At 39.0% G+C, this 25,574-nt stretch carries 22 protein-coding genes, 1 pseudogene and 1 riboswitch; of the genes and pseudogenes, 3 read left to right on the forward strand and 20 right to left on the reverse strand.

The features are described 5' to 3' along the window. Positions 1-8: 8 nt before the first annotated feature. On the reverse strand, positions 9-458 hold the full coding sequence (locus tag QNH20_RS19990; RefSeq protein ID WP_283919721.1) for a MarR family winged helix-turn-helix transcriptional regulator: 450 nt from the start codon (positions 456-458) through the stop codon (positions 9-11). A 255-nt stretch (positions 459-713) separates the two neighbouring features. Here QNH20_RS19990 and QNH20_RS19995 point away from each other — a divergent pair, with 255 nt between their 5' ends. Continuing rightward, positions 714-1,016, forward strand: a complete 303-nt coding sequence (locus tag QNH20_RS19995) for a HesB/YadR/YfhF family protein (protein WP_283919722.1) — start codon at positions 714-716, stop codon at positions 1,014-1,016. 68 nt (positions 1,017-1,084) lie between these two features. Here the strand turns inward: QNH20_RS19995 and QNH20_RS20000 are convergent, their stop codons facing one another. Continuing rightward, positions 1,085-2,902: a PAS domain-containing sensor histidine kinase gene (locus QNH20_RS20000; protein WP_283919723.1), complete on the reverse strand. Its 1,818-nt coding sequence runs from the start codon at positions 2,900-2,902 to the stop codon at positions 1,085-1,087. Positions 2,903-3,546: 644 nt separating this feature from the next. On the opposite strand from QNH20_RS20000, the pseudogene QNH20_RS20005 reads away from it, so the two are divergent. After that, positions 3,547-4,680 (forward strand): annotated as a pseudogene (locus QNH20_RS20005) (RNA-guided endonuclease InsQ/TnpB family protein); the annotation flags it as partial. Between the two features lie 246 nt (positions 4,681-4,926). Here QNH20_RS20005 and gerE read toward each other — a convergent pair. From gerE to QNH20_RS20030, 5 genes are all read right to left on the reverse strand, one after another. Then, positions 4,927-5,151: a spore germination transcription factor GerE gene (gene gerE / locus QNH20_RS20010; RefSeq protein WP_007087335.1), complete on the reverse strand. Its 225-nt coding sequence runs from the start codon at positions 5,149-5,151 to the stop codon at positions 4,927-4,929. A gap of 167 nt (positions 5,152-5,318) precedes the next feature. After that, entirely contained in the window at positions 5,319-5,900 is a 582-nt protein-coding gene (locus QNH20_RS20015; RefSeq protein WP_283919724.1) for a class D sortase, read from the reverse strand. Between the two features lie 167 nt (positions 5,901-6,067). Then, positions 6,068-6,829: a succinate dehydrogenase iron-sulfur subunit gene (gene sdhB, locus QNH20_RS20020; RefSeq protein ID WP_283919725.1), complete on the reverse strand. Its 762-nt coding sequence runs from the start codon at positions 6,827-6,829 to the stop codon at positions 6,068-6,070. Between the two features lie 21 nt (positions 6,830-6,850). Next, positions 6,851-8,602 (reverse strand): succinate dehydrogenase flavoprotein subunit, encoded by a 1,752-nt coding sequence (gene sdhA, locus QNH20_RS20025; RefSeq protein ID WP_283919726.1) that lies wholly within the window; start codon positions 8,600-8,602, stop codon positions 6,851-6,853. A gap of 52 nt (positions 8,603-8,654) precedes the next feature. Further along, positions 8,655-9,266, reverse strand: coding sequence for a succinate dehydrogenase cytochrome b558 subunit (locus QNH20_RS20030; RefSeq protein WP_283919727.1), 612 nt, complete (start codon positions 9,264-9,266; stop codon positions 8,655-8,657). Between the two features lie 419 nt (positions 9,267-9,685). Between QNH20_RS20030 and QNH20_RS20035 the strand changes: the two genes are divergently transcribed. Further along, positions 9,686-10,141 carry a YslB family protein gene (locus tag QNH20_RS20035; RefSeq protein WP_283919728.1) on the forward strand — a complete coding sequence of 152 codons (456 nt, stop codon included), beginning with the start codon at positions 9,686-9,688 and terminating at the stop codon, positions 10,139-10,141. 76 nt (positions 10,142-10,217) lie between these two features. Here QNH20_RS20035 and QNH20_RS20040 read toward each other — a convergent pair whose 3' ends face one another. The 13 genes from QNH20_RS20040 to zapA form a co-directional block, all read right to left on the reverse strand. Next, a complete protein-coding gene (locus QNH20_RS20040; protein WP_283919729.1) occupies positions 10,218-11,432 on the reverse strand; it encodes an aspartate kinase in 1,215 nt (404 codons plus the stop codon). A gap of 117 nt (positions 11,433-11,549) precedes the next feature. Continuing rightward, a riboswitch (Lysine riboswitch) is annotated at positions 11,550-11,727 on the reverse strand. A 70-nt stretch (positions 11,728-11,797) separates the two neighbouring features. After that, entirely contained in the window at positions 11,798-13,570 is a 1,773-nt protein-coding gene (gene uvrC, locus QNH20_RS20045) for an excinuclease ABC subunit UvrC (RefSeq protein ID WP_283919730.1), read from the reverse strand. Positions 13,571-13,906: 336 nt separating this feature from the next. Next, positions 13,907-14,221 (reverse strand): thioredoxin, encoded by a 315-nt coding sequence (gene trxA, locus QNH20_RS20050; RefSeq protein ID WP_283919731.1) that lies wholly within the window; start codon positions 14,219-14,221, stop codon positions 13,907-13,909. A 165-nt stretch (positions 14,222-14,386) separates the two neighbouring features. Then, complete coding sequence (locus QNH20_RS20055; protein WP_283919732.1) at positions 14,387-15,364, reverse strand: electron transfer flavoprotein subunit alpha/FixB family protein; 978 nt, start codon at positions 15,362-15,364, stop codon at positions 14,387-14,389. 41 nt (positions 15,365-15,405) lie between these two features. After that, the gene (locus tag QNH20_RS20060; RefSeq protein ID WP_283919733.1) at positions 15,406-16,179 is read right to left on the reverse strand and encodes an electron transfer flavoprotein subunit beta/FixA family protein; all 774 of its coding nucleotides are present in this window, start codon (positions 16,177-16,179) and stop codon (positions 15,406-15,408) included. Between the two features lie 111 nt (positions 16,180-16,290). Next, positions 16,291-17,064 carry an enoyl-CoA hydratase gene (locus QNH20_RS20065; protein WP_283919734.1) on the reverse strand — a complete coding sequence of 258 codons (774 nt, stop codon included), beginning with the start codon at positions 17,062-17,064 and terminating at the stop codon, positions 16,291-16,293. An 11-nt stretch (positions 17,065-17,075) separates the two neighbouring features. Then, positions 17,076-17,672: a fatty acid metabolism transcriptional regulator FadR gene (locus QNH20_RS20070; RefSeq protein WP_283919735.1), complete on the reverse strand. Its 597-nt coding sequence runs from the start codon at positions 17,670-17,672 to the stop codon at positions 17,076-17,078. A gap of 253 nt (positions 17,673-17,925) precedes the next feature. Next, a complete protein-coding gene (locus QNH20_RS20075; protein ID WP_283919736.1) occupies positions 17,926-19,632 on the reverse strand; it encodes an AMP-binding protein in 1,707 nt (568 codons plus the stop codon). Positions 19,633-20,029: 397 nt separating this feature from the next. Continuing rightward, entirely contained in the window at positions 20,030-20,434 is a 405-nt protein-coding gene (locus tag QNH20_RS20080) for a DUF350 domain-containing protein (RefSeq protein ID WP_283919737.1), read from the reverse strand. 18 nt (positions 20,435-20,452) lie between these two features. Beyond that, positions 20,453-22,810 (reverse strand): endonuclease MutS2, encoded by a 2,358-nt coding sequence (locus QNH20_RS20085; RefSeq protein ID WP_283919738.1) that lies wholly within the window; start codon positions 22,808-22,810, stop codon positions 20,453-20,455. A 17-nt stretch (positions 22,811-22,827) separates the two neighbouring features. After that, positions 22,828-24,543: a DNA polymerase/3'-5' exonuclease PolX gene (polX, locus tag QNH20_RS20090; RefSeq protein WP_283919739.1), complete on the reverse strand. Its 1,716-nt coding sequence runs from the start codon at positions 24,541-24,543 to the stop codon at positions 22,828-22,830. 202 nt (positions 24,544-24,745) lie between these two features. Continuing rightward, complete coding sequence (locus QNH20_RS20095) at positions 24,746-25,288, reverse strand: CvpA family protein (RefSeq protein WP_283919740.1); 543 nt, start codon at positions 25,286-25,288, stop codon at positions 24,746-24,748. 6 nt (positions 25,289-25,294) lie between these two features. After that, entirely contained in the window at positions 25,295-25,555 is a 261-nt protein-coding gene (gene zapA / locus QNH20_RS20100; RefSeq protein WP_283919741.1) for a cell division protein ZapA, read from the reverse strand. Between the last annotated feature and the right edge of the window lie 19 nt (positions 25,556-25,574).

Consider the following 25,574-nt stretch of genomic DNA (forward strand, 5'->3'; position numbering starts at 1 on the left):
GCCTCATTTTAACGCATTTCCTGATGAAGTTTCATTAAGCTGGTGTGAAGAAGTTGAATATCTGATTTTGAGAAGTTTATCAATACTTCCTCTAAGTATACTTGCCGCTTCTTAATAACCTCATCAATGATTCTCTTACCCTCATCGAGCAAGTGAATCCTTACCACACGACGATCGGCTGAATCCCTTACCCGTTCAACGAGAAGGTTTTTCTCCATTCTGTCTACAAGATCGGTCGTCGTGCTGCATGCCAAATACATTTTATTCGAAAGCTCACCGATTGTCATATCGCCGTCTTCAAAAAGCCATTGTAAGGCCACGAATTGTGGCGGAGTAATCTTATAATTACTCAACATTTCTCTTCCCTTTTGCTTGATGATTCCGGAAATGTAGCGTAAATCCTTTTCAATATGCGCAAAAATATCCTCGGTTACTCTTTGTGGATTTTCGAGTTCCATTTGTTTAACACTCCTAAAATATGCTTCTCCTCAAAACCAACAATTCTAAGTAAAATATTTAAAGCTTGTCCTTATTTTCTACTTTTTCCGTAAAAATTTCAAGCTGAATCTATTTGATAAAATTTTTCCTCAAAAAAATTCAACCGTATATTTTCATAATTGAAAGAATCAAATTAGTTTCACATTACTTGGAGATACTATAGAATAATGAACAGATAAAAATCAGTGTCAATAATAAACAAAGGTGAGAAGATTATGGAGATAAACATAAGTAATGCAGCATTAAAATGGTTTCAGGAAGAAGTTGAGTTAAATAAAGGGGATAAAGTGAGGTTTTATACGCAAATCTACGGTAGCAGCCCTATTCAAGAAAATTTTTCACTTGCGTTTACGGTTGATAACGACCCTATTGATATGTATATTAATACCGAATTAGAAGGAATTACATTTTTCATAGAAGAAACAGATTTATGGTTTTTTAATGGACACAATTTACATGTTGATTACAATCAACAAAAGGATGAAATAGAATTTAGTTATACGGTATCAAGTGATTAGATAATAAAACCGTCATCCAAATGGATGCCGGTTTCATTTATTTTCAAGTACTCCCATTCGGAGGGGCACTAAACCTGCTTTGGTCTCATCAACGGTAAAATCACTTCAATAATGGTTCCCTTTTGATCACTCCAAAAGTGAATCGTTCCCTCATGATTTTCGACAATTTGTTTGGAAATCATGATCCCAAGTCCTGTGCCGTCCTCTTTCGTGGTAAAAAACGGTTCTCCGAGACGTTTTAAAATATCCTGCGGCATTCCTTTGCCCGTATCTTTAAAGAGCAATTTTATCTTATTAAAACTATGTTTTTTAAGCTCAATTGTGACAACACCGCCTTTTGGCATTGCTTCTATAGCATTTTTTAAAATATTGATAAACACTTGTTTTAACTGATTTCGATCACAGTTTATCATGAAGTTTTTAGCGCAATAACTCGTTTCAATGTGAACACCATTCATTATTGCCTGAGTATCAATTAACGTTTTTACACTATCAATCAGCCTATTTAAATCGACTGGTTCAAATTTTAACTCATGCGGTTTAGCCAGCACCAACAACTCACTAAGAATTAGTTCAATTCGATCCATTTCAGATTTGATTATTTCAAAGTATGTTTGATTATTATCTGCTTGTGCCTCCATTAACCGAAGAAACCCTTTAATCGCGGTTAGGGGATTTCGTACCTCGTGTGCAATCCCTGCAGCCAGCTGCCCTGCCACATTTAATTTTTCTGAGTTAAGTAGGAGTTCTTGTGTCCTTTTCTGTTCCGTAATATCTCTAATAATGATATGCTTAGCAGGTTTATTTTGAAAAATAGTAGGTATTGCTTTCACTTCCGCGAAAAAAACAGTGCCATCCAAGCAGATTAATTTGTATTCATAAAAGTCTGTCGTATCCCCTCTTGTCACAACTTTGATTCGTTTCTTTGCAATCTCATGATAATCCGGATGAAAGAAATCGATAACCTTCTTATTAAGAATATCCTCTTTTTTTGTTGCTCCTAATAATTTTGCACCTGTTTCATTTATAAATAGAATTTTATTCCCCCTTGCGATAAACACGGCATCAGGTGAATACTCAACGATATCTCGATATGTTTCTTCACGTTTTTTTGCTTCTTCTTCCACTTTCGTTTGCTTCGAAATATCTCTAATAACACTTACCACTTCCAATACAAGAAGTGTTTCAGTGTCAATGATTGGTTTACAAAGTGACTCCATCCAAACATATTCCCCGTCTTTTTTACGAACACGATAGCAATCCCTTCCGTTTCCTAGTGTGTCGAGAGACTTTTTTCGATTCATATATGCCTTCTTTTTATCATCTGGGTGAATGAATGTTAAACTATTTTGATTGATTACTTCATCTTCTGTATAGCCAAGAATATGTTCACAGGAAGGCGATACGTAGAGAATCTCCCCCTGCATATTCGTACTGATAATGACATCTAAGACATCGTCTGTTAATATCCGCTGCATTTCCTCAATTTTTCTTATTTCCTCTTTCTTCCTTTTTAATGCAGTTATATCCCTTCCTACTGCACACACCCCTACAATTTGATCGTTCATACTAATCGGGATATTCGTTACATTCAGATCGACAAGCTGGCCGTTTTTGTTCATCATTTTACAATCAAAGTTTTGGAATTGACCTAATACAGCTTTATGAAAATGATGAAATACTTTATTTACATTATCAATCGGAAAAAGGAATTGAAGTTTCAACTGTTTAGCTTCTTCTGTTGAAAATCCTGATATTTTTTCGAATGCTGGGTTCACTTGCACAACATGCCCTTCTATATCTAAAATGAACATACTATCTTGATTACAAGTGAACAATGTTTCACATCTACTAATATTTTCATCTAAATATTTTCCTAAAAGCATTCTCTTCTCATTTTTTATTGCTTCAACAGGACCTTTCATCTCTCTCTATCAGTTCCTTTCTCCCCGAAATTAATGAAACATATAAAAAGCCAAGATGAGTAAGACTCCCATCTTGGCTTGTGTCTAGCTCAATTGTCTAACTCACTTGCCTCTATGTTGTCGGGTTTAAGATCAGTACGATGGCACTTTTATCAATATTTTAATCCCAATCCACAAAGATACATTCACTCTCATTATGTAGAATGGCTCCGATTGTACCTCTTAATTCACCAATAAAAACCATCCTTTAATTAAATAAAAGTATTATTTCTATATTAACCTATTTTTATTGTAAATTTTACTGATTAAACTTTCAATAGATTTCTACTATTTTCCATTAACATATGTAATTTTTGTTCTTTTGACCTGTAAAAATAGCCAGAGAAATGTGTTTATTGATAGATGCAGACCAACAGAACTAATTCATATCTAAAAAATCTTCTCTTTAAATACGGGAATTTATCAAAAAAGTGGCGTAAAACCCCTTTCTTCAGAAATGGGGATATAAGCCATGTTTTTTTTACTTCCAATTACCAATAGAAACAAGTATAATAAAAGTATAGAACAAATGTTCTGTTAGGTAGTGAAAGAAAGCAGCGAATCTATGGAATGACTGCTTAGATCTCCATTGGTGGCTATATGATGTATATAAGATTTGGACAAGTGCATCAGAAAAAAAGAAATGGTACAATGCCACCACCCATCAATTACACTCGCAAACGATTCAAGCCATCATCGAGTTACATGAAGAAACATGCAAAAGAACGAGGGAGCTGCGGGCTAAAGGTGAAAAACAGTGGCGATACCCTTGGAAATACAAAAAATTCTTTTCCGTCAAATATAAAAAAGCAGCTATTAAATGCAAGGATAAAAAGCTGCTGTTTAGCAATGGAAAACAACAATCCCCCTTAGTGATCCCTCAACCAAAGCACATTGATTTCCATACAATAAAAAGTGCCGAAATCGTTTGGCACAAAGATCAATACTGGATGCATATAGCAGTGGAAGTACCAAAACAAAAGCAAGTACAAGGTAATAAGGAAGCCGGCTGTGATGTAGGGCTCAAACATGCGACTGTTTTAAGTGACGGAAAAAATCACTTCATTGTCACAGGAAGAGAACTTCGCTCGTTACAGCGCTACAGAAACAAAAGGTTAAAAGAGCTTCAGAAGCTCATTGGCCGGAAAAAGCCAGGTTCGAACAAAAGGCAAAAACTCATTTTGCGTAAAAGCCGTTTTTTAGAAAAACTGGAACGGAGAATCGAGTACCTATTGCATACGATTTCGAAAATGGTCACCGATTGGTGTGTGGAAAACCACATTAAAGCACTCTATATCGGAACACCGGATGGCGTTCAAAAGAATACGAAGAAGAAAAAGAAAACAAGAAAAGAAATTCGTCAACAATTGTCCAATTGGAGTTTTGGGCAATTAATTGAAAAAATAACATACAAATTGAACCTTCGAGGCGTCAAAGTCCAACTTGTGGAAGAGTCCTATACTTCCGGTACGTGCCCTTCATGCGGAGAATTCAGTAAACAATGGAATCGAAACTTCCACTGTCCGTGTGGTGCGAAAGGACATCGGGATCTAGTGGGTGCCGTGAATATTTTGGACAAGTCTATCCATAAACAATTCAAGAAAAATCGAGAACTACCTAAAATAGAAGATACAAAGTATCGCCGAGTCCTTTTAACCCCCATTGTCCCGCACAATGTGGCTAAAAGGGCAGTGGCGTAGTGCCTATGATTGGGCTGCGGTATGTATTTTTCACTACATGTCGTAATGAACTGGAGAAGCAGTAAGACCTGGAAGCCCCCGGCTGATAGGCGGCTTTGATGAAGGTTTAAAAAAGAATCCCCTGGATTTATCCATGGGGAGAAGTCAATTTATCACTTAGATTTCATGGAAAAAATAATTCCATAAAATCCGAGTCATTGATCTATAAAAGATGAACCGGCCTCCAAAAGTGGATGCCGGTCATCATTAAAGTTCTAGCTCTCCCATTCGAAGGAGCTCTACAACTGCTTGTGAACGCCCCTTTACACCAAGCTTTTGCATAGCATTTGAAATGTGATTCCTAACGGTTTTTTCGCTTATAAATAATTCACCAGCGATTTCTTTCGTTGTTTTGTCTTGTACTAGTAGTTCGAATACTTCTCTCTCACGTTTGGTGAGTAGTGGCTTGTGATTATAATCATTCTCCTTCAAGTATTGTAACCCTCCTTGCCTTCGCCAGTAATGAATCGTGGGGTGGGTATAAATTTAGTCACCATATCTTATGTGAACAATACAAATGTAGTGACTATATTTGCTTAAAGGAAAATGAATTAATTAAAAAAATATTCCTTCTTTAAAAAAATAAAAGCCCCTAGGAATTAGGAACTTTTGGGCTTTGCATAAATAATGTATCGTTTTGGCGCATTTCCTACATAGCGGAATGGATAGCACGTAGTGACAATTAATTCTTCCTGTTGATTTTGTAATGTGATGATACTGGTATCGTCAGATTTCACAACTTTTGTATGTGTAATTTCATATTTGAAGTTCCCATTTGGCATTTGGATTTTAAGTGAATCACCGATTTTCAATTCCCCTAATTTGCGGAAAACTGTATCACGGTGGCCAGACAAAACAATTTGCCCCTGCTCACCAGGAAAATAGGAACTTTTATAATGCCCTACACCTTTTTCAAGGTCATCTGGATCAGTTCCTTCAACGATGGCCAATTCTGAATTGATCTTAGGAATTGTTAAAAGTCCTACGGTATCTCCCATACCTGGCGGCGGACTATTTTCAATTTTCTTTTTTTGAGTATCTGTATGCTGTTTAGAAATAATTTCTTTTGCTTGTTTAAGAGATGCTTCCGTTTGATATTTCATATCAACATATTGCCAGAGTCCAATAGTTAAAAGAATTATGCCGATTAAAATAATAAATAGAGGAAGCTTAGATTTCACTTTCAAATACCTGCCTTTACATAAGGACCTTATTTATAAGTATAACAAAACGCTGCCAATAGGACTATTGAAATCACAAAGCCTTAAAGCGAAAAAAACCTTCTTTTCTGCAGTAGAAAAGAAGGTTTTAAAATGAGCATAAGCACCAAGGCGCTTGCGCTTTTCTTTTAGTCGTGGTCACTTCCAAAAAAGTTTCTGAATGCCTGCATGGTAGCATCACGGTTAATGGCAGCAATGGAAGTTGTAATTGGAATCCCTTTCGGACATGCTTGCACGCAGTTTTGGGAGTTACCGCAGCCTTGCATTCCTCCATCCTCCATAAAAGCATTTAAGCGTTCTGCTTTATTCATTTCCCCAGTTGGATGAGCATTAAATAAGCGAACTTGGTTAAATACAGCAGGCCCCATAAAGTTGGTTTTGCTGTTTACATTTGGACATGCTTCCAAACAAACACCGCATGTCATACATTTGGAAAGTTCATATGCCCATTGACGTTTTTTCTCAGGCATACGTGGGCCTGGTCCTAAATCATAGGTTCCATCAATTGGAATCCACGCTTTAACTTTTTTCAAGGAATCAAACATTCTGCTTCGGTCAACCTGAAGGTCACGGACAACCGGGAATGTTCGCATTGGTTCTAAACGAATTGGCTGTGTTAATTGATCAACTAATGACGAACAAGATTGACGCGGTTTTCCATTAATCACCATTGAACAGGCACCACAAACCTCTTCCAGACAGTTCATATCCCAAGTGATTGGGGTAGTAGCTTGTCCCTTTGCATTGACAGGGTTTTTACGAATTTCCATTAATGCCGAAATAACGTTCATATTTGGACGATAAGGAACTTCAAATTCTTCCTCGTAAGCAGGAGAATTCTCGTTATCCTGACGAACAATTGTAAACTTCACCGTTTTATTTTCTGCCATTCCTTCCTACTCCCCTTTCGTTTAATGTTTTTTTGTATAATCGCGCTCACGCGGTTTTAGTAAGGAGGTATCAACTTCAGCATAATGGAATTCAGGAGCCGTTTTCGAATCAACAAATTTAGCTATAGTTGTTTTTAAGAATTCCTCATCATTCCGTTTAGGGAAATCAGGCTTATAGTGAGCACCACGGCTCTCATTCCGGTTATATGCGCCAATCGTAATAACCCGGGCCAATTGAAGCATATTCTGTAATTGTCGTGTGAACGCTGCACCTTGGTTGCTCCATTTCGATGTATCTTGGATGTTAATGTTTTGGTAACGTTCTAAAAGTTCCTGAATCTTTTCATCTGTTTTTAAAAGCTGATCGTTGTATCGAACAACTGTTACGTTCTCTGTCATCCATTCCCCAAGCTCTTTGTGAAGCACATAAGCATTTTCAGTACCATTTAAAGACATAATAGAATTCCATTTCTCTTCCTGTTCTTTCACATGACGGTCGAAGACAGTAGAAGAAACGGCTTCAGAACTCTTTTCAAGTCCATTAATATACTTCACTGCATTTGGTCCTGCGACCATTCCGCCGTAAACAGCTGATAGCAATGAGTTCGCACCTAGACGATTGGCACCGTGCTGTGAATAATCACATTCACCAGCAGCGAATAAACCTGGGATGGTCGTCATTTGGTCATAATCAACCCATAGTCCGCCCATCGAATAGTGAACAGCAGGGAATATTTTCATCGGAACTTTGCGTGGGTTATCACCCATGAATTTTTCATAAATCTCGATAATTCCGCCTAGTTTTACATCCAATTCATGCGGATCCTTATGGGATAAATCAAGGAATACCATGTTTTCGCCATTAATACCAAGTCTTTGTCGAACGCAAACATCAAAGATTTCACGTGTAGCAATATCCCGAGGTACAAGGTTTCCATAGGCAGGATATTTTTCTTCCAGGAAGTACCATGGTTTTCCATCTTTATACGTCCAAATACGTCCGCCTTCACCACGTGCTGATTCACTCATTAAACGAAGTTTATCATCTCCAGGGATCGCGGTTGGATGGATTTGGATCATTTCACCGTTCGCGTAAGTAGCACCTTGCTGGTAAACAATCGATGCAGCTGATCCTGTATTAATAACAGAGTTGGTTGACTTACCAAAAATAATTCCAGGGCCACCTGTTGCCATGATGACAGCGTCAGCAGAGAATGACTTAATTTCCATTGTTTTAAGGTTTTGAACTACAACTCCGCGGCATACACCATCATCATCAATAACAGCACCTAAGAATTCCCAGCCCTCATACTTTGTAACCAAACCGTCTACTTCATGACGACGAACTTGCTCATCCAATGCATAAAGCAATTGCTGACCAGTCGTTGCACCGGCAAATGCGGTCCGATGATGCTGTGTTCCACCAAAGCGACGGAAGTCAAGTAAACCTTCAGGAGTACGGTTAAACATAACCCCCATCCGGTCAAATAAATTAATAATGAACGGTGCAGCTTCACACATCGCCTTAACAGGAGGCTGATTTGCTAAGAAGTCTCCACCATAAATTGTATCGTCAAAGTGAATCCATGGGGAATCCCCTTCACCTTTTGTATTTACTGCTCCATTAATCCCACCTTGGGCACAAACAGAGTGAGAACGTTTAACCGGAACAAGAGAAAAAAGCTCTACCGGTGTTCCTGATTCTGCAACTTTGATGGTAGCCATTAAGCCGGCCAAGCCGCCGCCGACTACGATCACTTTACCTTTACCCATTCGTGACACACTCCCTCAATCCAAATACATTATTTTTCCGAACGATCATTTATTATGAAACAAATCCGATTAGTGTTTGAATGCCAATAATAGCTAGAACAACAAAAACACCAATTGTCACGTATGTAGATATTACTTGTGAACGAGGTGACACAGTGATCCCCCAGCTAACTAGGAAAGACCATAAACCATTGGCAAAGTGGAAAATTGTTGAAAGAATACCAACTAAATAGAAAACAAACATAAATGGTGATGATAGAATATCATGCATCATTTCATATGAAACCTCGGCACCAAACGCTGCAGCCACGCGTGTTTGCCATACGTGCCACGCAATAAATATCAATGTAATGACTCCTGTAATACGCTGAAGTATATACATCCAGTTCCTGTATGTACCAAACCTGTTGACATTGCTATTAGCGGTAAAAGCAATATAAAGTCCATAAATTGCATGAAATAATATTGGTAAATAAATAACTACAGTTTCCAGAACAATCCTGAAAGGCAGATTTCCCATAAAAGCTGCAGCCTTATTGAAGGATTCCGGTCCTCCTGTGATAAAATGGTTGACTACAAGGTGCTGCAATAGAAATACACCGATTGGAATGACTCCCAGCAGCGAATGCAATCTACGATTAACAAACTCTCGATTACCCGCCATTATTTTACCCCCCTTTAATTTTTAAAAAATGATGATAGGTTTCTATCCTTTTTTTCCCCTTAAAAGAATTTCTGAACCTAGCATCACTGTGACAATTATGTGACATGTCCATTTTACTCTCAACAGCATAGAGCGTCAAGAAAACGGATACACAATCTTTAGTAAAAAATAAAATTTTTAAAATATATTGATATTGTAATAGAATGGCTTAAAACGGTTAAATGAGATATTGATAAATAACCAATTTTTTCATCTAAATTACCAACATCTAACTGTTAAAATTTTCACCTTATAGGAAATGATAATTATGATGGTAAATAAGTTTAGGTATTGCAAAATAACTTTATATTTTCCATGAAATCTATACTGAAATTAAACACAAATTGTATATAATAGAATGATAGAAAGAGGGGAAACATGTGAACGAGAGTACAGTAGTTGATTTAAATGTTAATGTTGTTGAACCACGAACAATATCCATATTCGGATATGAGTTGATTAGAGAAATCCTTTTGCCGGAAATTTTAGGGAAAGATACCCCTGAAATCTTATATTGGGCAGGTAAGCGCCTGGCGCGGAAATTTCCTCTAGCTGATTTTGATCAAGTCATTGAATTTTTCGCCCATGCTTCGTGGGGTCAGCTTGAAATAACAAAAGAAACGAAAAACGAAATCGAGATTGAACTAACGAGTCCACTAATTGTCTCGCGTGTGAAATCAAAAGCGGAGCACTTTTTCCAGCTCGAAGCCGGATTCCTTGCCCAGCAGATCGAGCTTCAAAAAGAAGTCATCGCCGAAGCCTTCGAGCATCCAGTCAAAAAAGCGAACAAAGTTCAATTCACCATCAAATGGGACACAAAAGATCCAATCAAATAAAATTAAGATGAAGTATATTCACTGTCATCGTGTTACTTATGGTGTCAGTCACCTTCGGTGCCTGACACCATTTTTACTATTCGCCTAGTTCGAATGCTAAATGTAGTGCTTCTACTGCTTTTAGCATTTGTTTTTCTTCGACGACGGCAGATACTTTTATTTCTGATGTACTGACCATTTTTATTTGGATATTGTTAGCAGCTAATACTTCAAACATTTTTGCAGCCACACCTGGATTAGAGATCATGCCTGAACCGACAATTGACACCTTTGCTAACTTATTTTCCGCATCGAGCTGCTCATAACCGAGCACCTCCTTATTGTCTTCTAACACTTTCAATGTCTCTACCAAATCATTTGTATGAATGGAAAAGGACAGGTTAGTACCTCCTCCCTCTGTTGTGCTTTGAATAATAATATCAACGTTGAGATGATTCTGTGCTAATGTTGTAAAAATTGTTGACAGGCATGTTAGTGAATTAGTAAGTCCTAATACAGTTACCTTTGTAATTTCGTCTTCAAATGCGACTCCACGTACAACTAGATTTTGTTCCATTGTTGCTTCCCCCTCAATAACAGTTCCTTTTATTTTCTCCATGCTTGACCGAACTTCAAGTTGAACTTGGTAGTTTTTAGCAAACTCTACTGCTCTTGGATGTAGTACACCCGCGCCTAAATTAGCAAGCTCGAGCATCTCATCATACGAAACAGATAATAACTTTCGTGCAGCTTTAACATACCTTGGATCCGTCGTAAACACCCCGGTTACATCGGTATATATATCGCATTTATCTGCTTTTAGTGCAGCTGCTAACGCTACTGCCGTCGTATCAGAGCCACCACGGCCGAGAGTGGTAATTTCCCCTTCTTCTGTTATTCCCTGAAATCCGGCGACAATGACCACTTTACCTTCTGATAACTGAGTCTGGATTGCATCCGTATTAATTTTCGTGATTCTCGCGTTTCCATGAATTGGTTCTGTAACGATTCCTGCCTGCCACCCTGTGAAGGAAACAGCATTAAGTCCTTGTTGATTTAAGGCCATGGACAATAATGAGATGGTTACCTGCTCCCCGGTAGATAACAGCATATCCATTTCACGCTTATTTGGCCGTGTGGAAATTTCCTTTGCAAGGCTAACAAGCTGATCCGTTGATTTCCCCATTGCTGAAACGACGACAACGACATTGTTGCCCCTCTCTATCTCCTCTTTAACACATGCTGCTACATTCAAAATTCTTTCTGCACTACCGACAGAGGTTCCTCCGAATTTTTGTACAATTAGTCCCATTTCTTCCTTCCCCTTCTTTCAAGTGAATAATCTTAGATTCTCCAAAAACGCAAAAAAGCAATGAGAAGGGCATCTCATTGCTTCAAAAACACGAAAAAATAAATTCCCGTACAAACAATGTAAGATAGCTCTCCAAGACACAGGTCTTGACAATCCGGCATTTATTCAATGCAGAACCAGCAAAGAAAGAAATGAGACTTTCCTTACTTCGGCGAACATCCCCTTTCATGATCCTTCTTCGAAGCTCATCCTTCTCAGAACCACTACTCTTGAATCTCGCACCTCTACCTTCACTTTAGTACTATAAAGTGATAGTATTGTAAATTTTCACTCATTATAGCATGTTCTTTTTTTTCTGACAATCCTTAAGAGCGAAGTTTATTAATTAATTCTTCTACAACATTAGCTGGAATTCCAAGAGCTCGAAATGCCTCAAACGTTGCTTCCTTCATTTTCTTAACAGAGCCGAATTCCTTTAACAATTGTTTTTTACGCTTTTCACCAATTCCCGGAATATCGTCAAGTACCGATTGAAAGGCTGATTTTCCACGGATTTGACGATGAAAGGTAATCGCAAAGCGGTGTACCTCATCTTGGATTCTTTGTAATAAATAAAATTCTTGGCTGTTCCGTGCGAGCGGGACAATTTCCAACGGATTACCGTAAAGAAGCTGCGATGTTCTGTGCTTTTCATCCTTTACAAGTCCTGCAAGCGGGATATCCAACCCTAATTCATTTTCAAGCACATCTCGTACAGCCTCAACATGCCCTTTTCCCCCATCAATAATAATTAAATCTGGAAGCGGCAACTCTTCTTTTAATGCTCTCGAATATCTTCTTCTCGTAACTTCACGCATTGATTCATAATCATCTGGGCCCTTAACCGACTTTATTTTATATTTTCGGTATTCCCGTTTGTTTGCCTTGCCATCAATAAAAACGACCATTGCGGATACAGGGTCTGTCCCTTGGATGTTGGAATTGTCAAATGACTCAATCCGGTGCGGGGTATAAATCCTAAGAAGCTCCCCAAGGTTTTCAACTGCCTTAATGGTTCGCTCCTCATCTTTTTCAATCAAGGAGAATTTTTCATTAAGGGCAATTTTTGCATTTTTAATTGCCATTTTAATAAGATCCTTCTTTTGTCCACGCTGAGGCTGCAGCACTTTCACTTCGAGCAGCTGCTCCGCCATTGTCAAATCCACTTCATCCTGAATTAGAACTTCCTTTGGCTTGAAATGATTTGCTTTTGTGTAAAATTGTCCAAGGAATGTTAAGATTTCCTCCTCTGGCTCATTATAGATAGGGAACATGGAAACATCCCGCTCAATGAGCTTTCCTTGGCGGACAAAGAAGACCTGGACACACATCCAGCCTTTATCGACAGCATAGCCAAAGACATCTCGGTCGGTAAAATCCGTCATTGTTATTTTTTGCTTTTCCATAATCGTTTCAATATGAACGATTTTATCACGATATTCCTTTGCACGTTCAAAATCAAGTTCCTCTGCTGCAGCGGTCATTTTTTCTGTGAGCTCTTTCTTAATCTCTTTATACCCGCCATTTAAAAAACGCGTTATTTCATCGGTCATTTCCTTATATTGCTCTTCACTTACTTCATTTACACAAGGCGCGAGGCACTGCCCCAAATGATAATATAGACATACACGGTCGGGCAGGGTAGAGCATTTGCGTAACGGATAAATCCGGTCAAGCAGTTTTTTGGTTTCGTTTGCCGCCCCGACGTTCGGGTAGGGACCAAAGTATTTGCCCTTATCCTTTTTTACTTTCCTAGTAATAATGAGCTTTGGATGTCTTTCAGCTGTCAGCTTGATAAACGGATAGCTTTTGTCATCCTTAAGCATGATATTGTATTTCGGATCGTATTTCTTGATTAGGTTTAATTCCAGTAAGAGTGCTTCTATATTTGAAGAGGTAACAATATATTCAAAGTCCTCAATTTCATTAACAAGTCTTAAGGTTTTTCCATCATGCGACCCAGTGAAATAAGATCGAACGCGGTTCTTTAGTACCTTTGCTTTCCCCACATAGATGATCGTTCCCTGACGGTCTTTCATTAAGTAGCAGCCAGGCTGATCAGGAAGCAGTGTCAGTTTTTGTTTAATGGTTTCATTCATTTCCGTCCACTTCACTCCACTCCGACTTTTTCTTTGTCTATAAAATTTTAAAGCAAATCACACATAAATAAAAGAGGGAGGTTTTTGTAATAAGAAAAGCGCAAGCGCCTGTTTAGCGGCGTATAGACTGGAGCGCTTCGACTGAGATAAAGGAAACACGGAGAGCGATAGCGATCCGATGTTGACTTATCGTAGGGAAAAGAGCGAAGTCTACTAGCCGCTGGGCGATGGAGCTAGACAATTCTCAAAGTCGAAATTTATACTTGCTTATTTTTTTATTAAAAAACCTCAGCTAGAACGAATTCCAGCTAAGGTTTTTTCTTCATAACACAAGACTTATACGTGCTTTTCTAGCACACTTGCTAATGCTTCTTTAGGTTGGAAGCCGACTACTTTGTCAACGACTTCGCCATTTTTCATAACTAACAATGTTGGAATGCTCATTACACCGAAGTTAGCAGCTGTTTGTGGGTTATCATCCACGTCAAGCTTAGTGATTTTTACTTTATCACCCATGTCTGCGTCAAGTTCTTCAAGAACTGGAGCGATCATTTTACATGGTCCACACCATGGTGCCCAGAAATCTACTAGTACGAGCCCTGAACTTGTTTCAGAAGCAAAGTTTTGATCTGTTAAATGTGAAATAGCCATTTTTTATTAACCCCCTATAAATACTTGAAATATACCGAAAGTATAACATTGATTGGAAAATCACGCTAATAAATTGCTCTCACCGCTATTTTCCCCTTGTTTTTTCCTAAGTATTCTTAAAATGATTAAAGCGAGCGGAACATTCCGCTCGCCTCTCTTTTCTTATTATGAGTGAACTTTAAGCTTTTTAAACTCTTCCGTTAATAATGGAACTACTTCAAACAAGTCGCCAACGATTCCGTAATCAGCTACTTTAAAGATATTTGCTTCTGGGTCTTTGTTGATCGCTACGATTACTTTTGAGTTAGACATACCAGCTAAGTGCTGTATGGCTCCGGAAATACCGCAGGCAATGTATAGATCTGGAGTGACAACTTTACCAGTTTGGCCAATTTGTAAGGAGTAATCACAGTAGTCGGCATCACACGCACCACGTGAAGCACCTACTGCTCCGCCTAATACATCAGCCAATTCTTTAAGCGTTTTAAATCCGTCAGCACTTTTCACACCGCGGCCACCGGAAATAACCACTTTTGCTTCGCTTAGATCAACACCCTCCGATGCTTTTCTTACTACTTCTTTAATGATGGCACGAAGGTCCTTGATGTCAACCGATAGGGAGGAAACCTCACCGGTTCTGCTTTCATCTTTTTCTAATGGTGCAATGTTATTTGGGCGTACCGTTGCAAAAATTAAACCGGCGGTAACGATTTTCTTTTCAAATGCTTTTCCGGAATAAATCGGTCTTGTAAACACGATATTTCCACCAGCTGCTTCAACAGCTGTTGCATCAGAAATTAGACCGGATGAAAGTTTACCGGCAATACGTGGTGCCAAATCTTTACCTAGTGCTGTATGACCTAAAACAAGGCCTTCTGGCTTTTCCTGATCAATAACAGCTAATAATGCTTGTGCATAACCATCTGATGTATATTGTTTTAATTTATCATTTTCAACGATGACAACACGATCTGCTCCGTTTTGGATGAGTTCAGTACCTAAAGCGCTTACAGAATCTCCAACTAATACTCCAACAACTTCTCCGCCCTCTGCAACTGTTTTTGCTGCAGCAATTGCTTCGAAAGAAACGTTACGTAATGATCCGTCACGAACTTCTCCTAATACCAATACTTTTCTTGACATGTAAGTTTACCTCCTGAAAAACAATTTTTATGTGAATACGATTAAATTACTTTTGCTTCAGTATGAAGTAAGTGAACAAGTTCTTTAACCTGATCATTCAAATCTCCGGCTAAAACCTTACCTGCATCTTTTTTAGGCGGCAAATAAATTTCAATTGTTTTTGTTTTCGCTTCAACTTCATCTTCTTCAAGGTCAAGATCGTCTAATTCTAATTCTTCAAGCGGCTTCTTCTTCGCTTTCATAATTCCTGGTAAAGAAGGGTAACGTGGCTCATTAAGGCCTTGTTGTGCTGTAACTAAAAGCGGCAGGCTTGTTTCGATGATTTCTGCATCCCCTTCAACGTCTCGGGTAACGGTTACATTTGTTCCGTCGATTTCTAATTTTGTAATTGTTGTTACATAAGGGATATTCAGCAACTCGGCAACACGGGGGCCAACCTGTCCTGATCCACCATCAATTGCAACATTTCCACCTAAAATTAAATCTGCATCTTTATCCTTTAAATATTCTGCTAGAATTTTTGCTGTTGTAAATTGATCGCCATTTTCGACATCGTCTTCTGTATTGATGAGGACAGCTTTATCAGCGCCCATAGCAAGTGCGGTGCGAAGCTGTTTTTCCGTTTCTTCATTGCCAACTGAAATAACAGTTATTTCGCCGCCATTTGCATCACGTACTTGAATCGCTTCTTCAATCGCGTATTCGTCATATGGATTGATGATAAATTCTGCACCATCCTCATTGATCTTTCCACCGGAAATTGAAATTTTTTCTTCTGTATCAAAGGTCCTTTTCATTAATACATAAATATTCATGGTTTCCCTCCTAGTAAAATTTCGAGCATTCGCTCAGTTTTAAAGATTGAGAAAATTTTTGCAAAAAAATTTTTATAATAACTTCTTTAAGCAGACTCCTGCTTAAAGAAGTTATTCACCTTTAAAGTTTGGTTCTCTTTTTTCAAGGAAGGCTTGAATTCCTTCTTTGGCATCATTTGAAACGAAAACTTCACCAAATAATTCTGCCTCTTTTTTGGTACCTTCATAAAACTCTTCTGTTTTTGCATAGTTTAATAATTGAATCGAAGCACTAATTGAGACAGGACTTTTCTTAGCAATTTTTTCAGCTAATTTAAATGCTTGATCTAATACTTCATTTTCCGGATAGGCATGATTGGCAAGCCCGTATTGAACCGCCTCTAAACCTGTGATTGGCTCAGATGTAAACAGCATTTCGGCTGCCCTTGCAACACCTACATATTTTGGCAGGCGCTGTGTACCAGCAAACCCTGGGACTAATCCAAGCTGCAGCTCTGGAAGGCCAAGTTTAGCCGTTTCGCTTACATAACGGATGTGACACGCCATTGCCAATTCAAGTCCGCCGCCAAGGGCTGCCCCATGAATCGCTGCAATAATCGGTTTCGAAAACTTTTCCATGCGGTCAAATAAATCTTGTCCAAATTTACCAAGGTTAGCAAACCCTTCTGAAGAAGTAACCGTGGTAAATTCTTTAATATCCGCACCAGCTGAGAAAAATCGTCCTTCACCATGAATAACAATTACTCTAATTTCACGGTTTGGCTCGATTTCTTCCAATACAGCCGACAGTTCCCTTAAAAGACCTGATGAAAGGGCATTTGCGGGAGGACGCTGAATCGTTATCGTGGCAATACTGTCTTGATACGACCATCTTAAATATTCCAATATAACTCCCCCTATTCTGCTGCTCTTCCATACCCGCAGCCATTAATTAAAAGATGATGGACTGGGGATGCCAGTGCAAGCAAATTATACTTTTCCTCGTTCATCACCCAAGTTGTCGCGGTTTCATCAATGGTACCGAAAACCATTTGCCGGGCAAGGCGCACATCGAGGTCAGGTGAAAACTCTCCCGTTTCTATGCCTTCTAAAATAATTTTATCAATCACCTGTAAGTAACCTTTTAGAATATTATTAATTCGGAGCCTTAATTCCTTGTTGGATTGCCGTAATTCCAGCTGGGTTACAATCGCAAGGTGATGATCCTTATATAGCATGTTGAAATGGGCTTCAATCATCATTAATAACTTCTCCGTCGCCGTCCCTTTTCCTGCAATCATTTGATCTATTTTTTCAATGAAATTTCCCATTTTTTCTTCAAAAAGTGAAATTAGGATATCTTCTTTGTTTTTAAAATAAAGATAAATAGTGCCATCCGCTACTCCTGCCTGTTTCGCAATTTTAGAAACTTGGGCTTGATGGTACCCATTTTCAGCGATGGCAATGACCGCGGCATCAATAATTTGCATATATTTTGGCTTACTTTTTTTCAAGTCTATCCCCCCTTTGAAGAAAATTGCAAAATCGGAAACGCTTTGTACAGCTATAGACCCTAGGCGCTATAGCCGTAGAATTCTCAATGTTATATTAGCAAAAAGAAAAATATGAATGAATCATCATTCATATTTTAATAATAAATAATGGATTTATTTCTGTCAAGAATTTCTGACCTACCTTTATCATCCTATTATAAATGTTATTGCTAGACAAGCCTATATGTTCAAAAAAAAATAGCAATTCCTTTAGTTAGGCGTGTTTTTGGCTTTCTTCTTCTATTTTTCGTTTTTCCTCTTCAACAAGCATTCTTCGTAAAATTTTTCCAACTGCTGTTTTCGGCAATTCTTCTCTGAATTCATATAGTCTTGGGGCCTTATAAGCAGCCAGATATTTTCTTGCATATTGGTTCATTTCATCTATCGTGACAGTTGAACCTTCTTTTAAAACAATGTATGCCTTGACGCTTTCGCCGCGATATGGGTCAGGAATCCCTGCTGCCACTGCCTCAAGCACATCTGGATGTTCATATAAAACTTCTTCTATCTCTCTTGGATAAATGTTGTATCCGCCTGCAATGATCATATCCTTTTTGCGGTCAACTACATAAAAATATCCTTGCTCATCCATATAGCCAAGGTCTCCTGTATAAAGCCATCCTTCATGCAAAACTTCCTTTGTTTCCTCTGGTCGATTCCAGTATCCTTTCATAACTTGCGGCCCTTTAATTACAATTTCTCCAATTTCACCTACAGGCATTGGCTCCCCTGTTTCAATGGACAGGATTTTTGCATCAGTATCTGGATAGGGAACACCGATACTGCCCTTTACCCTTTCTACGTCCCACAAGAAGTTGGCATGTGTTACCGGCGATGATTCAGATAAACCATAACCTTCGACAAGCTTTCCTCCGGTGACTTCCTCAAACTTCTGCTGTACTTCAACTGGAAGCGGTGCCGAGCCACTAATACACGAATCAATCGAAGAAAGATCGTATTTTTTCAAATCAGGGTGATTCAATAATCCAATATAGATGGTTGGTGCACCAGGAAAAAGGGTCGGACGCTGTTTATGAATCGTTTTTAACGTTGTCAGTGCATCAAATTTCGGCAATAAAATCATTTTACAGGCCATTTTAATCGCAAAGATCATGCAAACTGTCATCCCATAGACATGGAAAAAAGGGACAATTCCAAGAATTGATTCTTCACCTGGTTTGGCTTTGTAAAGCCACGCCTCACCCATGGTTGTGTTGGAAACTAAATTTTTATGTGTCAACATTACTCCTTTTGGTGAACCCGTTGTTCCGCCTGTATATTGAAGCAGTGCGATGTCTTCCTCGGGATTGAAGTCGTACTTTGTTAATTCTTTTGGACTCCCCTTTAAAATTTCTGTCAATAAATGGGACGTTCCGTCGTGTTTTACCTTAACAACAATACCATATTGTTTCTTCTGAATGAAAGGATAGACGAGATTTTTTGGGAATGGCAAGTAGTCCTTGATAGCGGTTACAATAATATGCTGTAAATTAGTCTGAGGCATAATTTTCGAGACTCTTGGATAGAGGATGTCTAGGGTGACAATGGCTTTAGCTCCGGAGTCCTTCATTTGATACTCAAGTTCGCGTTCCGTATATAATGGATTGGTTTGCACGACAATTCCACCCGCCATTAATATACCAAAACAACTAATAACTGCCTGTGGAGTATTTGGAAGCATGATGGCAATTCGGTCATCTTTTTCAATTCCAAGATTCCTCTGTAGGTAACTAGCAAAACTTAATGCATCTTCATAAAGCTGTTTATAGGTCATTTCTTTGCCCATAAAATGAATAGCTATTTTTTCAGGAAACGTTTTTGCAGCATGTACTAAGTATTCTTGCACAGGTTCTGAGGAGTATTCAAGTGTGGCTGGAATTTCTTTTGGATAAAGATTCAACCATGGTTTAGACTCCAACATAAGTAACCTCCCTCTTTTGTAAAATAATTATAAAAATTCTAAATTCTCTTCTATTATAGTACAGTATTTCACAATAGACAATTGAAGTTATGGTAAAAAACTACCATAAATTTCACCTCCCAAACCCCTCATGGAAATAAATTGATTATGAGCAGTACACTACATAATAATAGCGGAGTAAGCAGAGCTTAGCTTTTCAATCTAAAATGATAAATGTGATTTTTTTACACTTACAAGATTAAATGCTTCATTATCAAAAAAAATCACCGCTGAGTGAATCTCAGCGATGATTTTATCTCATACAAAAAACACCATATAGATGATACCAATGAGCAAAAATAAGCCGCATAAACCAATTAGCACTTTAGCTAATGTCTCCACTGTTACTCTCCCCTTACTAAATTCCTGCACCAATCACATATGATAAACCAACAGAAATAATCAGCGAAATCAACCCAACTGCGCGGTTATCATTTTGGATTTCTTCGTCAATCTTAAATTTTGGAGTTAAAAATTCAAAGATAAAATAGCCGACTAGTAACAGAACAAAACCGTAGATCCCCCAGCCAACCATTTCAAGTAAGGAATTGTGCTCCTCAACTGAAGCTCTGAATATATTGGCTACGCCAAAAATCTTTCCCCCGGTTGCCATCGCCACTGCCAAATTTCCTTTTTTTATTTCTTCCCAATTTTTATATTTAGTTACCATTTCAAAAATGGCTAGAAAGACAACCATACATAGTATCACAACACTATAATAGGCCGCAATTTGAATATATTCGTTCTCCCAAAACTGGTTCATATCGTTATCTCCCCGACATTATTTAAATTCTACGATGGTTACGCCTAAACCACCCTCTCCGGCATCTCCAAAGCGAATTTTCTTGACGGCACGATGGTTTCGTAAATATTCCTGAACCCCCTGCCTTAACGCACCAGTCCCTTTACCGTGGATAATCGATACACGAGGATAACTGGATAGAAGGGCATCATCAATATACTTTTCCACTTTCAACAGGGCATCTTCATATCTTTCCCCGCGAAGATCTAGTTCCAGTTTAACATATGAATCCCGCCCTTTGACAATAGCCATTGGCTTTGTTTCCACCTGTTTTGGCGTACTCATATATTCCATATCTTTCTCTTTTACCTTCATTTTCAAAATACCGATCTGAACCTGCCACTCATTCGTTGAAACTCTTTCGACCAGCGTTCCTTTTTGGTCAAAAGTTAATACCTTTACTTCATCGCCTGGCATGTAGGTGTGCTTTTTATTTTTCTTATTGGTTAGCTTTTCTGATTTCTTAATTTCCGGCGCCGCTTCTTCGAGTCGTCTCTTGGCATCAATTAATTCATGCTCCTTAATTTCCGCATGCTTTTCAGTTCTCATCTTGCGGAGATCACGGATAACCTGCTCAGCTTCTTGCTTTGCCTCATCCACGAGATCTGCTGCTTTTTCTGCTGCCTTTTCAAGCATCGTGTCTTTTTTCTCGTAAAATTCAATCATTTGTTTTTGCAAGTCCTGATGAAGTTTCTCTGCCTGCTTCAAATAGTCCCTAGCTTCCTGCTGCTCCATTTCCGCCAGCCGCTTACTTTCTTCTAAGGAAGCAATCATCTTATCAATTTGGTTCGTGTCTTCACTTACATGTGAGCGGGCTGCTTGGATGACCCGTTCATTTAACCCTAAACGTTTCGAAATTTCAAAAGCATTACTCCGGCCGGGCACTCCAAGCAGCAGCTTATAGGTCGGGCTTAAGGTCTCGACATCAAACTCTACACTGGCATTTAAAACACCCTCACGATTATATCCATACGCTTTTAGTTCTGGATAGTGGGTTGTGGCAATAACTCTTGCCCCTCGCTTGTGAACCTCATCTAATATCGAAATCGCAAGGGCTGCACCTTCCTGGGGATCTGTTCCTGCTCCAAGCTCGTCAAATAACACAAGGCTATTAAAATCAACACTATTTAAGATGTCAACTATATTGACCATATGGGAGGAAAATGTACTTAAGCTTTGCTCAATCGACTGTTCATCGCCAATATCAGCATATACTGCATCAAAGACAGCAAGCTCGGAGCCATCCAAAGCAGGAACCTGCAATCCAGCCTGCGCCATTAAGGAACACAATCCAAGTGTTTTTAATGTGACTGTCTTACCGCCTGTATTCGGACCGGTAATAACAATGGTTGTATACTCTTTCCCGAGCATGATGTCGTTGGCCACCACTTCATCGATGGGAATTAAAGGGTGCCTTGCTTTATATAAGGTAATCCGCCCCTCAGTATTCATCTCCGGCTTGGATCCCTTTATTTTTTTCCCATATCTTGCTTTTGCAAAGATAAAATCTAAATTAGCTAGGACTTCCACGATTACATTGAGCTCGCTCTCATGCTCGGCCGCTTTCGCAGAAAGCTCGATCAGGATCCGTTCAATTTCAAGTTGTTCCTTTACCCTAATATCCTGTAATTGATTGTTTAATTGAACAATCACCTGCGGCTCAATAAATAGAGTTTGTCCTGATGAGCTTTGGTCATGAATAATTCCGCCATAGTGGCCGCGGTATTCTTGCTTAACCGGAATAACAAATCGGTCATTTCGAATCGTGACAATCGCATCGGACAGCATTTTGGCCGCATTCGAGGAACGAATCATGCTTTCTAATTTTTCACGGACACGTGACTCATTTGACCTAAGCTGATGTCTTAGGGAGCGAAGCAGGTCACTCGCGCTATCTAACACCTCACCGCTTTCATCAATGGCATGTTTAATTTCCTGTTCCAGGTTTGTGAGGGGGATAATTCGCTCTACTTGTTCTGATAATATTGGCAGTTCCGTTCTTTCCGCAGCAATATTCTCAATAAATCGCTTTATCTGGCGGCTTGCATAAATCGTACTGGCGATTTGGTTTAATTCGAGCGGACTGAGGACACCACCGATAACTGAACGCTTAATATGGGCACGAATATCATGAATCCCTGATAATGGGACATTTCCTTTAATGCGATAAACCGTTGCTGCTTCATCGGTTTCTGTTTGAAGTCTGACTACTTCATTAAAATCAGTGGATGGGACTAGGTGCTTTATTTTTTCTCTTCCAAGTGAGGAAGCAGCATGCTCTAGAAGCAGCTCTCTCACCTTTGTGAATTCTAATACCTTTAAGGCTCTTTCTTGCATGGAGTTAAGCCTCCTTTTTATCGATTATGCAGAAATTCAAGTAAGTCATATTTATCGAGTGCATTTAGCACTGATGATTTTTTTATCCAACCCTTTTTAGCAGCGGAAACACCGATTTCCATATGCTTTAATGTATCCATTTTGTGGGCATCTGTATTGATAAGAATTTTTACACCGGCCTCCTGTGCTTTCCGTAAATATTCCGCTGCAAGATCAAGCCGGTTTGGGTTCGCATTTAATTCTAAGGCTGTATGTGTCTCTTTAGCTAGCTGAATTAATAAATCGATGTCAACATCATAGCCTTCACGGCGGCCAATTTTTCTTCCGGTAGGATGGGCAATTAAATCCACATGAGCATTTTCAAGGGCAGTCCTCAGCCGCTCCATGATTTTTTCCTTGGGCTGGGAAAAAGCAGAATGAATCGAAGCGATCACAAAATCCATTTCCGCAAGCAGCTCATCATCATAGTCCAATGTACCGTCAGGAAGGATATCCATTTCCACCCCTGATAAGATGAGAAAGTCATCGTATTTCTCATTTAACTTTTTAATTTCTTCTTTTTGTTTCAACAGCCTTTCACGAGTGAGACCACCCGCTACCTTGAGGTATTGTGAATGGTCGGTGATTGCCATGTATTGATATCCACGTGCACGGCAGGCTTCTGCCATTTCCTCTATCGAGTGGGCGCCATCACTCCAGGTCGTGTGCATATGAAGATCGCCTTTAATATCGACAAGCTCGATTAACGATTCATTAGCAGTGAAAGATTCTACTTCCTTCCCGTCCTCCCTAATCTCCGGCGGAATAAACGGAAGATCAAAATGCTTGAAAAATTCTTCTTCCGAAGAAAAGGTAAGGATTTCACCTGTTTCCACGTTTTCTACACCATATTCACTTATTTTTTCCCCACGTTCTTTCGCCAGTTGCCGCATCCGGACATTATGATCTTTTGAACCAGTGAAATGGTGTAGGGTTGTGATAAATTCCTCCGGTTTAACGAGACGAAAATCAACGGAAATATCATAATCAAGTGCAAAAACTATGGAAACCTTTGTATCTCCGGCACCAATTACTTCCTTTATGCTTGGTAATTTTAAGAGATGCTCACGAACGAATTCTGGTTGGGTTGTTGAAATAATAAAATCGAGGTCCTTAATTGTCTCTCGCATTCTTCTTAAACTTCCCGCTCTCGAAAAACGGTCAATCTCCGGTAATTTTGAAAGTCTTTCTTCAATCTGCTCAGCAATTGGAAGCATGTAGGCAAGAGGCAGCCTATCAGGTCTAGTTCCAACATTGGCTATAGAGCCTAAGATTTTTTCCTCTGTTTTTTTACCAAAACCGGCAAGAGCTTGTACTTTCCCTGCTTCACAGGCTTCTTTTAAACTTGAAACATCTACAATGCCTAACTCCTTGTATAGCTTGGCGATTTTCTTACCTCCAAGTCCTGGGAGCTGCAGCAAAGGAATCAAACCAGACGGTACTTCTTCTTTTAGCTCTTTTAATACTGAGGAAGTACCCTCTTTTATGTATTCATCAATTACGGAGGCAGTACCTTTGCCAATTCCCGCGATCGCAGTAAAGTCTTCAATCTCTGTTATGGAGCGCTCATCCGTTTCGAGTGCGGCTGCTGCCTTGCGAAATGCCGAAACCTTGAATGGGTTCTCCCCTTTTAATTCCATATAAATCGCAATCATTTCTAATAAACGAATAATTTCCTTTTTATTAACTTCCATTTCATCCACCTGCCTTAGTTTAGCATCTTCATTTTATCTTATTGAGGAAGGAAAAGAAATAAAAGCGGAAGCGTCTGTCAAGGCTCTGGAGCTAGATAAAGAAAACTCGCCGATTGGCGAGCCTCTAAGGGCGAAGACAGAGGCGTAGTTGCGCTTATACTTTCCTATTAGCTAAAGAAAAACTTCTCTGCTACAGAGAAGTTTAAGCAGCTGAATATTCAATCCACAGGTCTTTGATTTGCTGTGAAAGGATAGGGGTGTGATTCACTATTGCTTTTGCTAAAATTGAGTGATCTAATGGATTTTGAATAAGTTCTATTGGTATTAAGGCACCAATGTATAATAAAATAAAAATAATTAAATAGACTTCACAAAAACCAAGAATGCCGCCAGCAAATACATTGATCTGCTTTAAGACCGGCAAATGGGCGACAAAGTCAAGCATGGATCCAATGATTTGCAATAACACTTTTACAGCAAAAAAGATTATGACAAAGGATATGGCACGGTAGAAAGCCGTTTCCATATTACTAGAATCCGTTAAAATCTTTAAGGTAGTGCCTTCTCCTAAGTTTGGATAGGGAACCCATAGTGTCAGCTTTGGTGCCAGTTCTTCGTAGTATAAAGTGGCAACAACATATGCAATAATAAAACCTGTTAAATGAACAAGCTGCAGGATAAAGCCCCTTCTAAGGCCGACAAAAAATCCTATAATTAAAAAAATGATAATTGCAAGATCTAACATGATTTTTTAGTCCTTTTCTTTTTCTAGTTCAGTTTGCAGCCGTTCTAATTGATCTTTTATTTTAATATAATCATTGACTGCATTTACCGCTGTTAATACAGCAAGTTTACTCACGTCTAGATTTGGATTCTTAGAATGTATTTCACACATTTTGTCGTCAACCAACGATGCCACAAGCCGAATATGACTTGGGCTTTCAGTACCCATTATGACGTATTGCTGCCCGTATATATCAACGGTTGTTCGGTTTTTTTGTTTATTTGACAACGTTAAATCCTCCATTCAA

The organism is Neobacillus sp. WH10 (assembly GCF_030123405.1).
Taxonomy (GTDB): Bacteria; Bacillota; Bacilli; order Bacillales; family Cytobacillaceae; genus Neobacillus.

What these genes read in the sequence shown, in the direction of transcription:
- QNH20_RS19990 (WP_283919721.1), bottom strand. Translation starts at nt 458, where the DNA reads ATGGAACTCGAAAATCCACAAAGAGTAACCGAGGATATTTTTGCGCAT.
- QNH20_RS19995 (WP_283919722.1), top strand. Translation starts at nt 714, where the DNA reads ATGGAGATAAACATAAGTAATGCAGCATTAAAATGGTTTCAGGAAGAA.
- QNH20_RS20000 (WP_283919723.1), bottom strand. Translation starts at nt 2,902, where the DNA reads ATGCTTTTAGGAAAATATTTAGATGAAAATATTAGTAGATGTGAAACA.
- sdhB (WP_283919725.1), bottom strand. Translation starts at nt 6,829, where the DNA reads ATGGCAGAAAATAAAACGGTGAAGTTTACAATTGTTCGTCAGGATAAC.
- sdhA (WP_283919726.1), bottom strand. Translation starts at nt 8,602, where the DNA reads ATGGGTAAAGGTAAAGTGATCGTAGTCGGCGGCGGCTTGGCCGGCTTA.
- QNH20_RS20030 (WP_283919727.1), bottom strand. Translation starts at nt 9,266, where the DNA reads ATGGCGGGTAATCGAGAGTTTGTTAATCGTAGATTGCATTCGCTGCTG.
- QNH20_RS20040 (WP_283919729.1), bottom strand. Translation starts at nt 11,432, where the DNA reads ATGGGACTAATTGTACAAAAATTCGGAGGAACCTCTGTCGGTAGTGCA.
- uvrC (WP_283919730.1), bottom strand. Translation starts at nt 13,570, where the DNA reads ATGAATGAAACCATTAAACAAAAACTGACACTGCTTCCTGATCAGCCT.
- trxA (WP_283919731.1), bottom strand. Translation starts at nt 14,221, where the DNA reads ATGGCTATTTCACATTTAACAGATCAAAACTTTGCTTCTGAAACAAGT.
- QNH20_RS20055 (WP_283919732.1), bottom strand. Translation starts at nt 15,364, where the DNA reads ATGTCAAGAAAAGTATTGGTATTAGGAGAAGTTCGTGACGGATCATTA.
- QNH20_RS20060 (WP_283919733.1), bottom strand. Translation starts at nt 16,179, where the DNA reads ATGAATATTTATGTATTAATGAAAAGGACCTTTGATACAGAAGAAAAA.
- QNH20_RS20075 (WP_283919736.1), bottom strand. Translation starts at nt 19,632, where the DNA reads ATGTTGGAGTCTAAACCATGGTTGAATCTTTATCCAAAAGAAATTCCA.
- QNH20_RS20080 (WP_283919737.1), bottom strand. Translation starts at nt 20,434, where the DNA reads ATGAACCAGTTTTGGGAGAACGAATATATTCAAATTGCGGCCTATTAT.
- QNH20_RS20085 (WP_283919738.1), bottom strand. Translation starts at nt 22,810, where the DNA reads ATGCAAGAAAGAGCCTTAAAGGTATTAGAATTCACAAAGGTGAGAGAG.
- polX (WP_283919739.1), bottom strand. Translation starts at nt 24,543, where the DNA reads ATGGAAGTTAATAAAAAGGAAATTATTCGTTTATTAGAAATGATTGCG.
- QNH20_RS20095 (WP_283919740.1), bottom strand. Translation starts at nt 25,288, where the DNA reads ATGTTAGATCTTGCAATTATCATTTTTTTAATTATAGGATTTTTTGTC.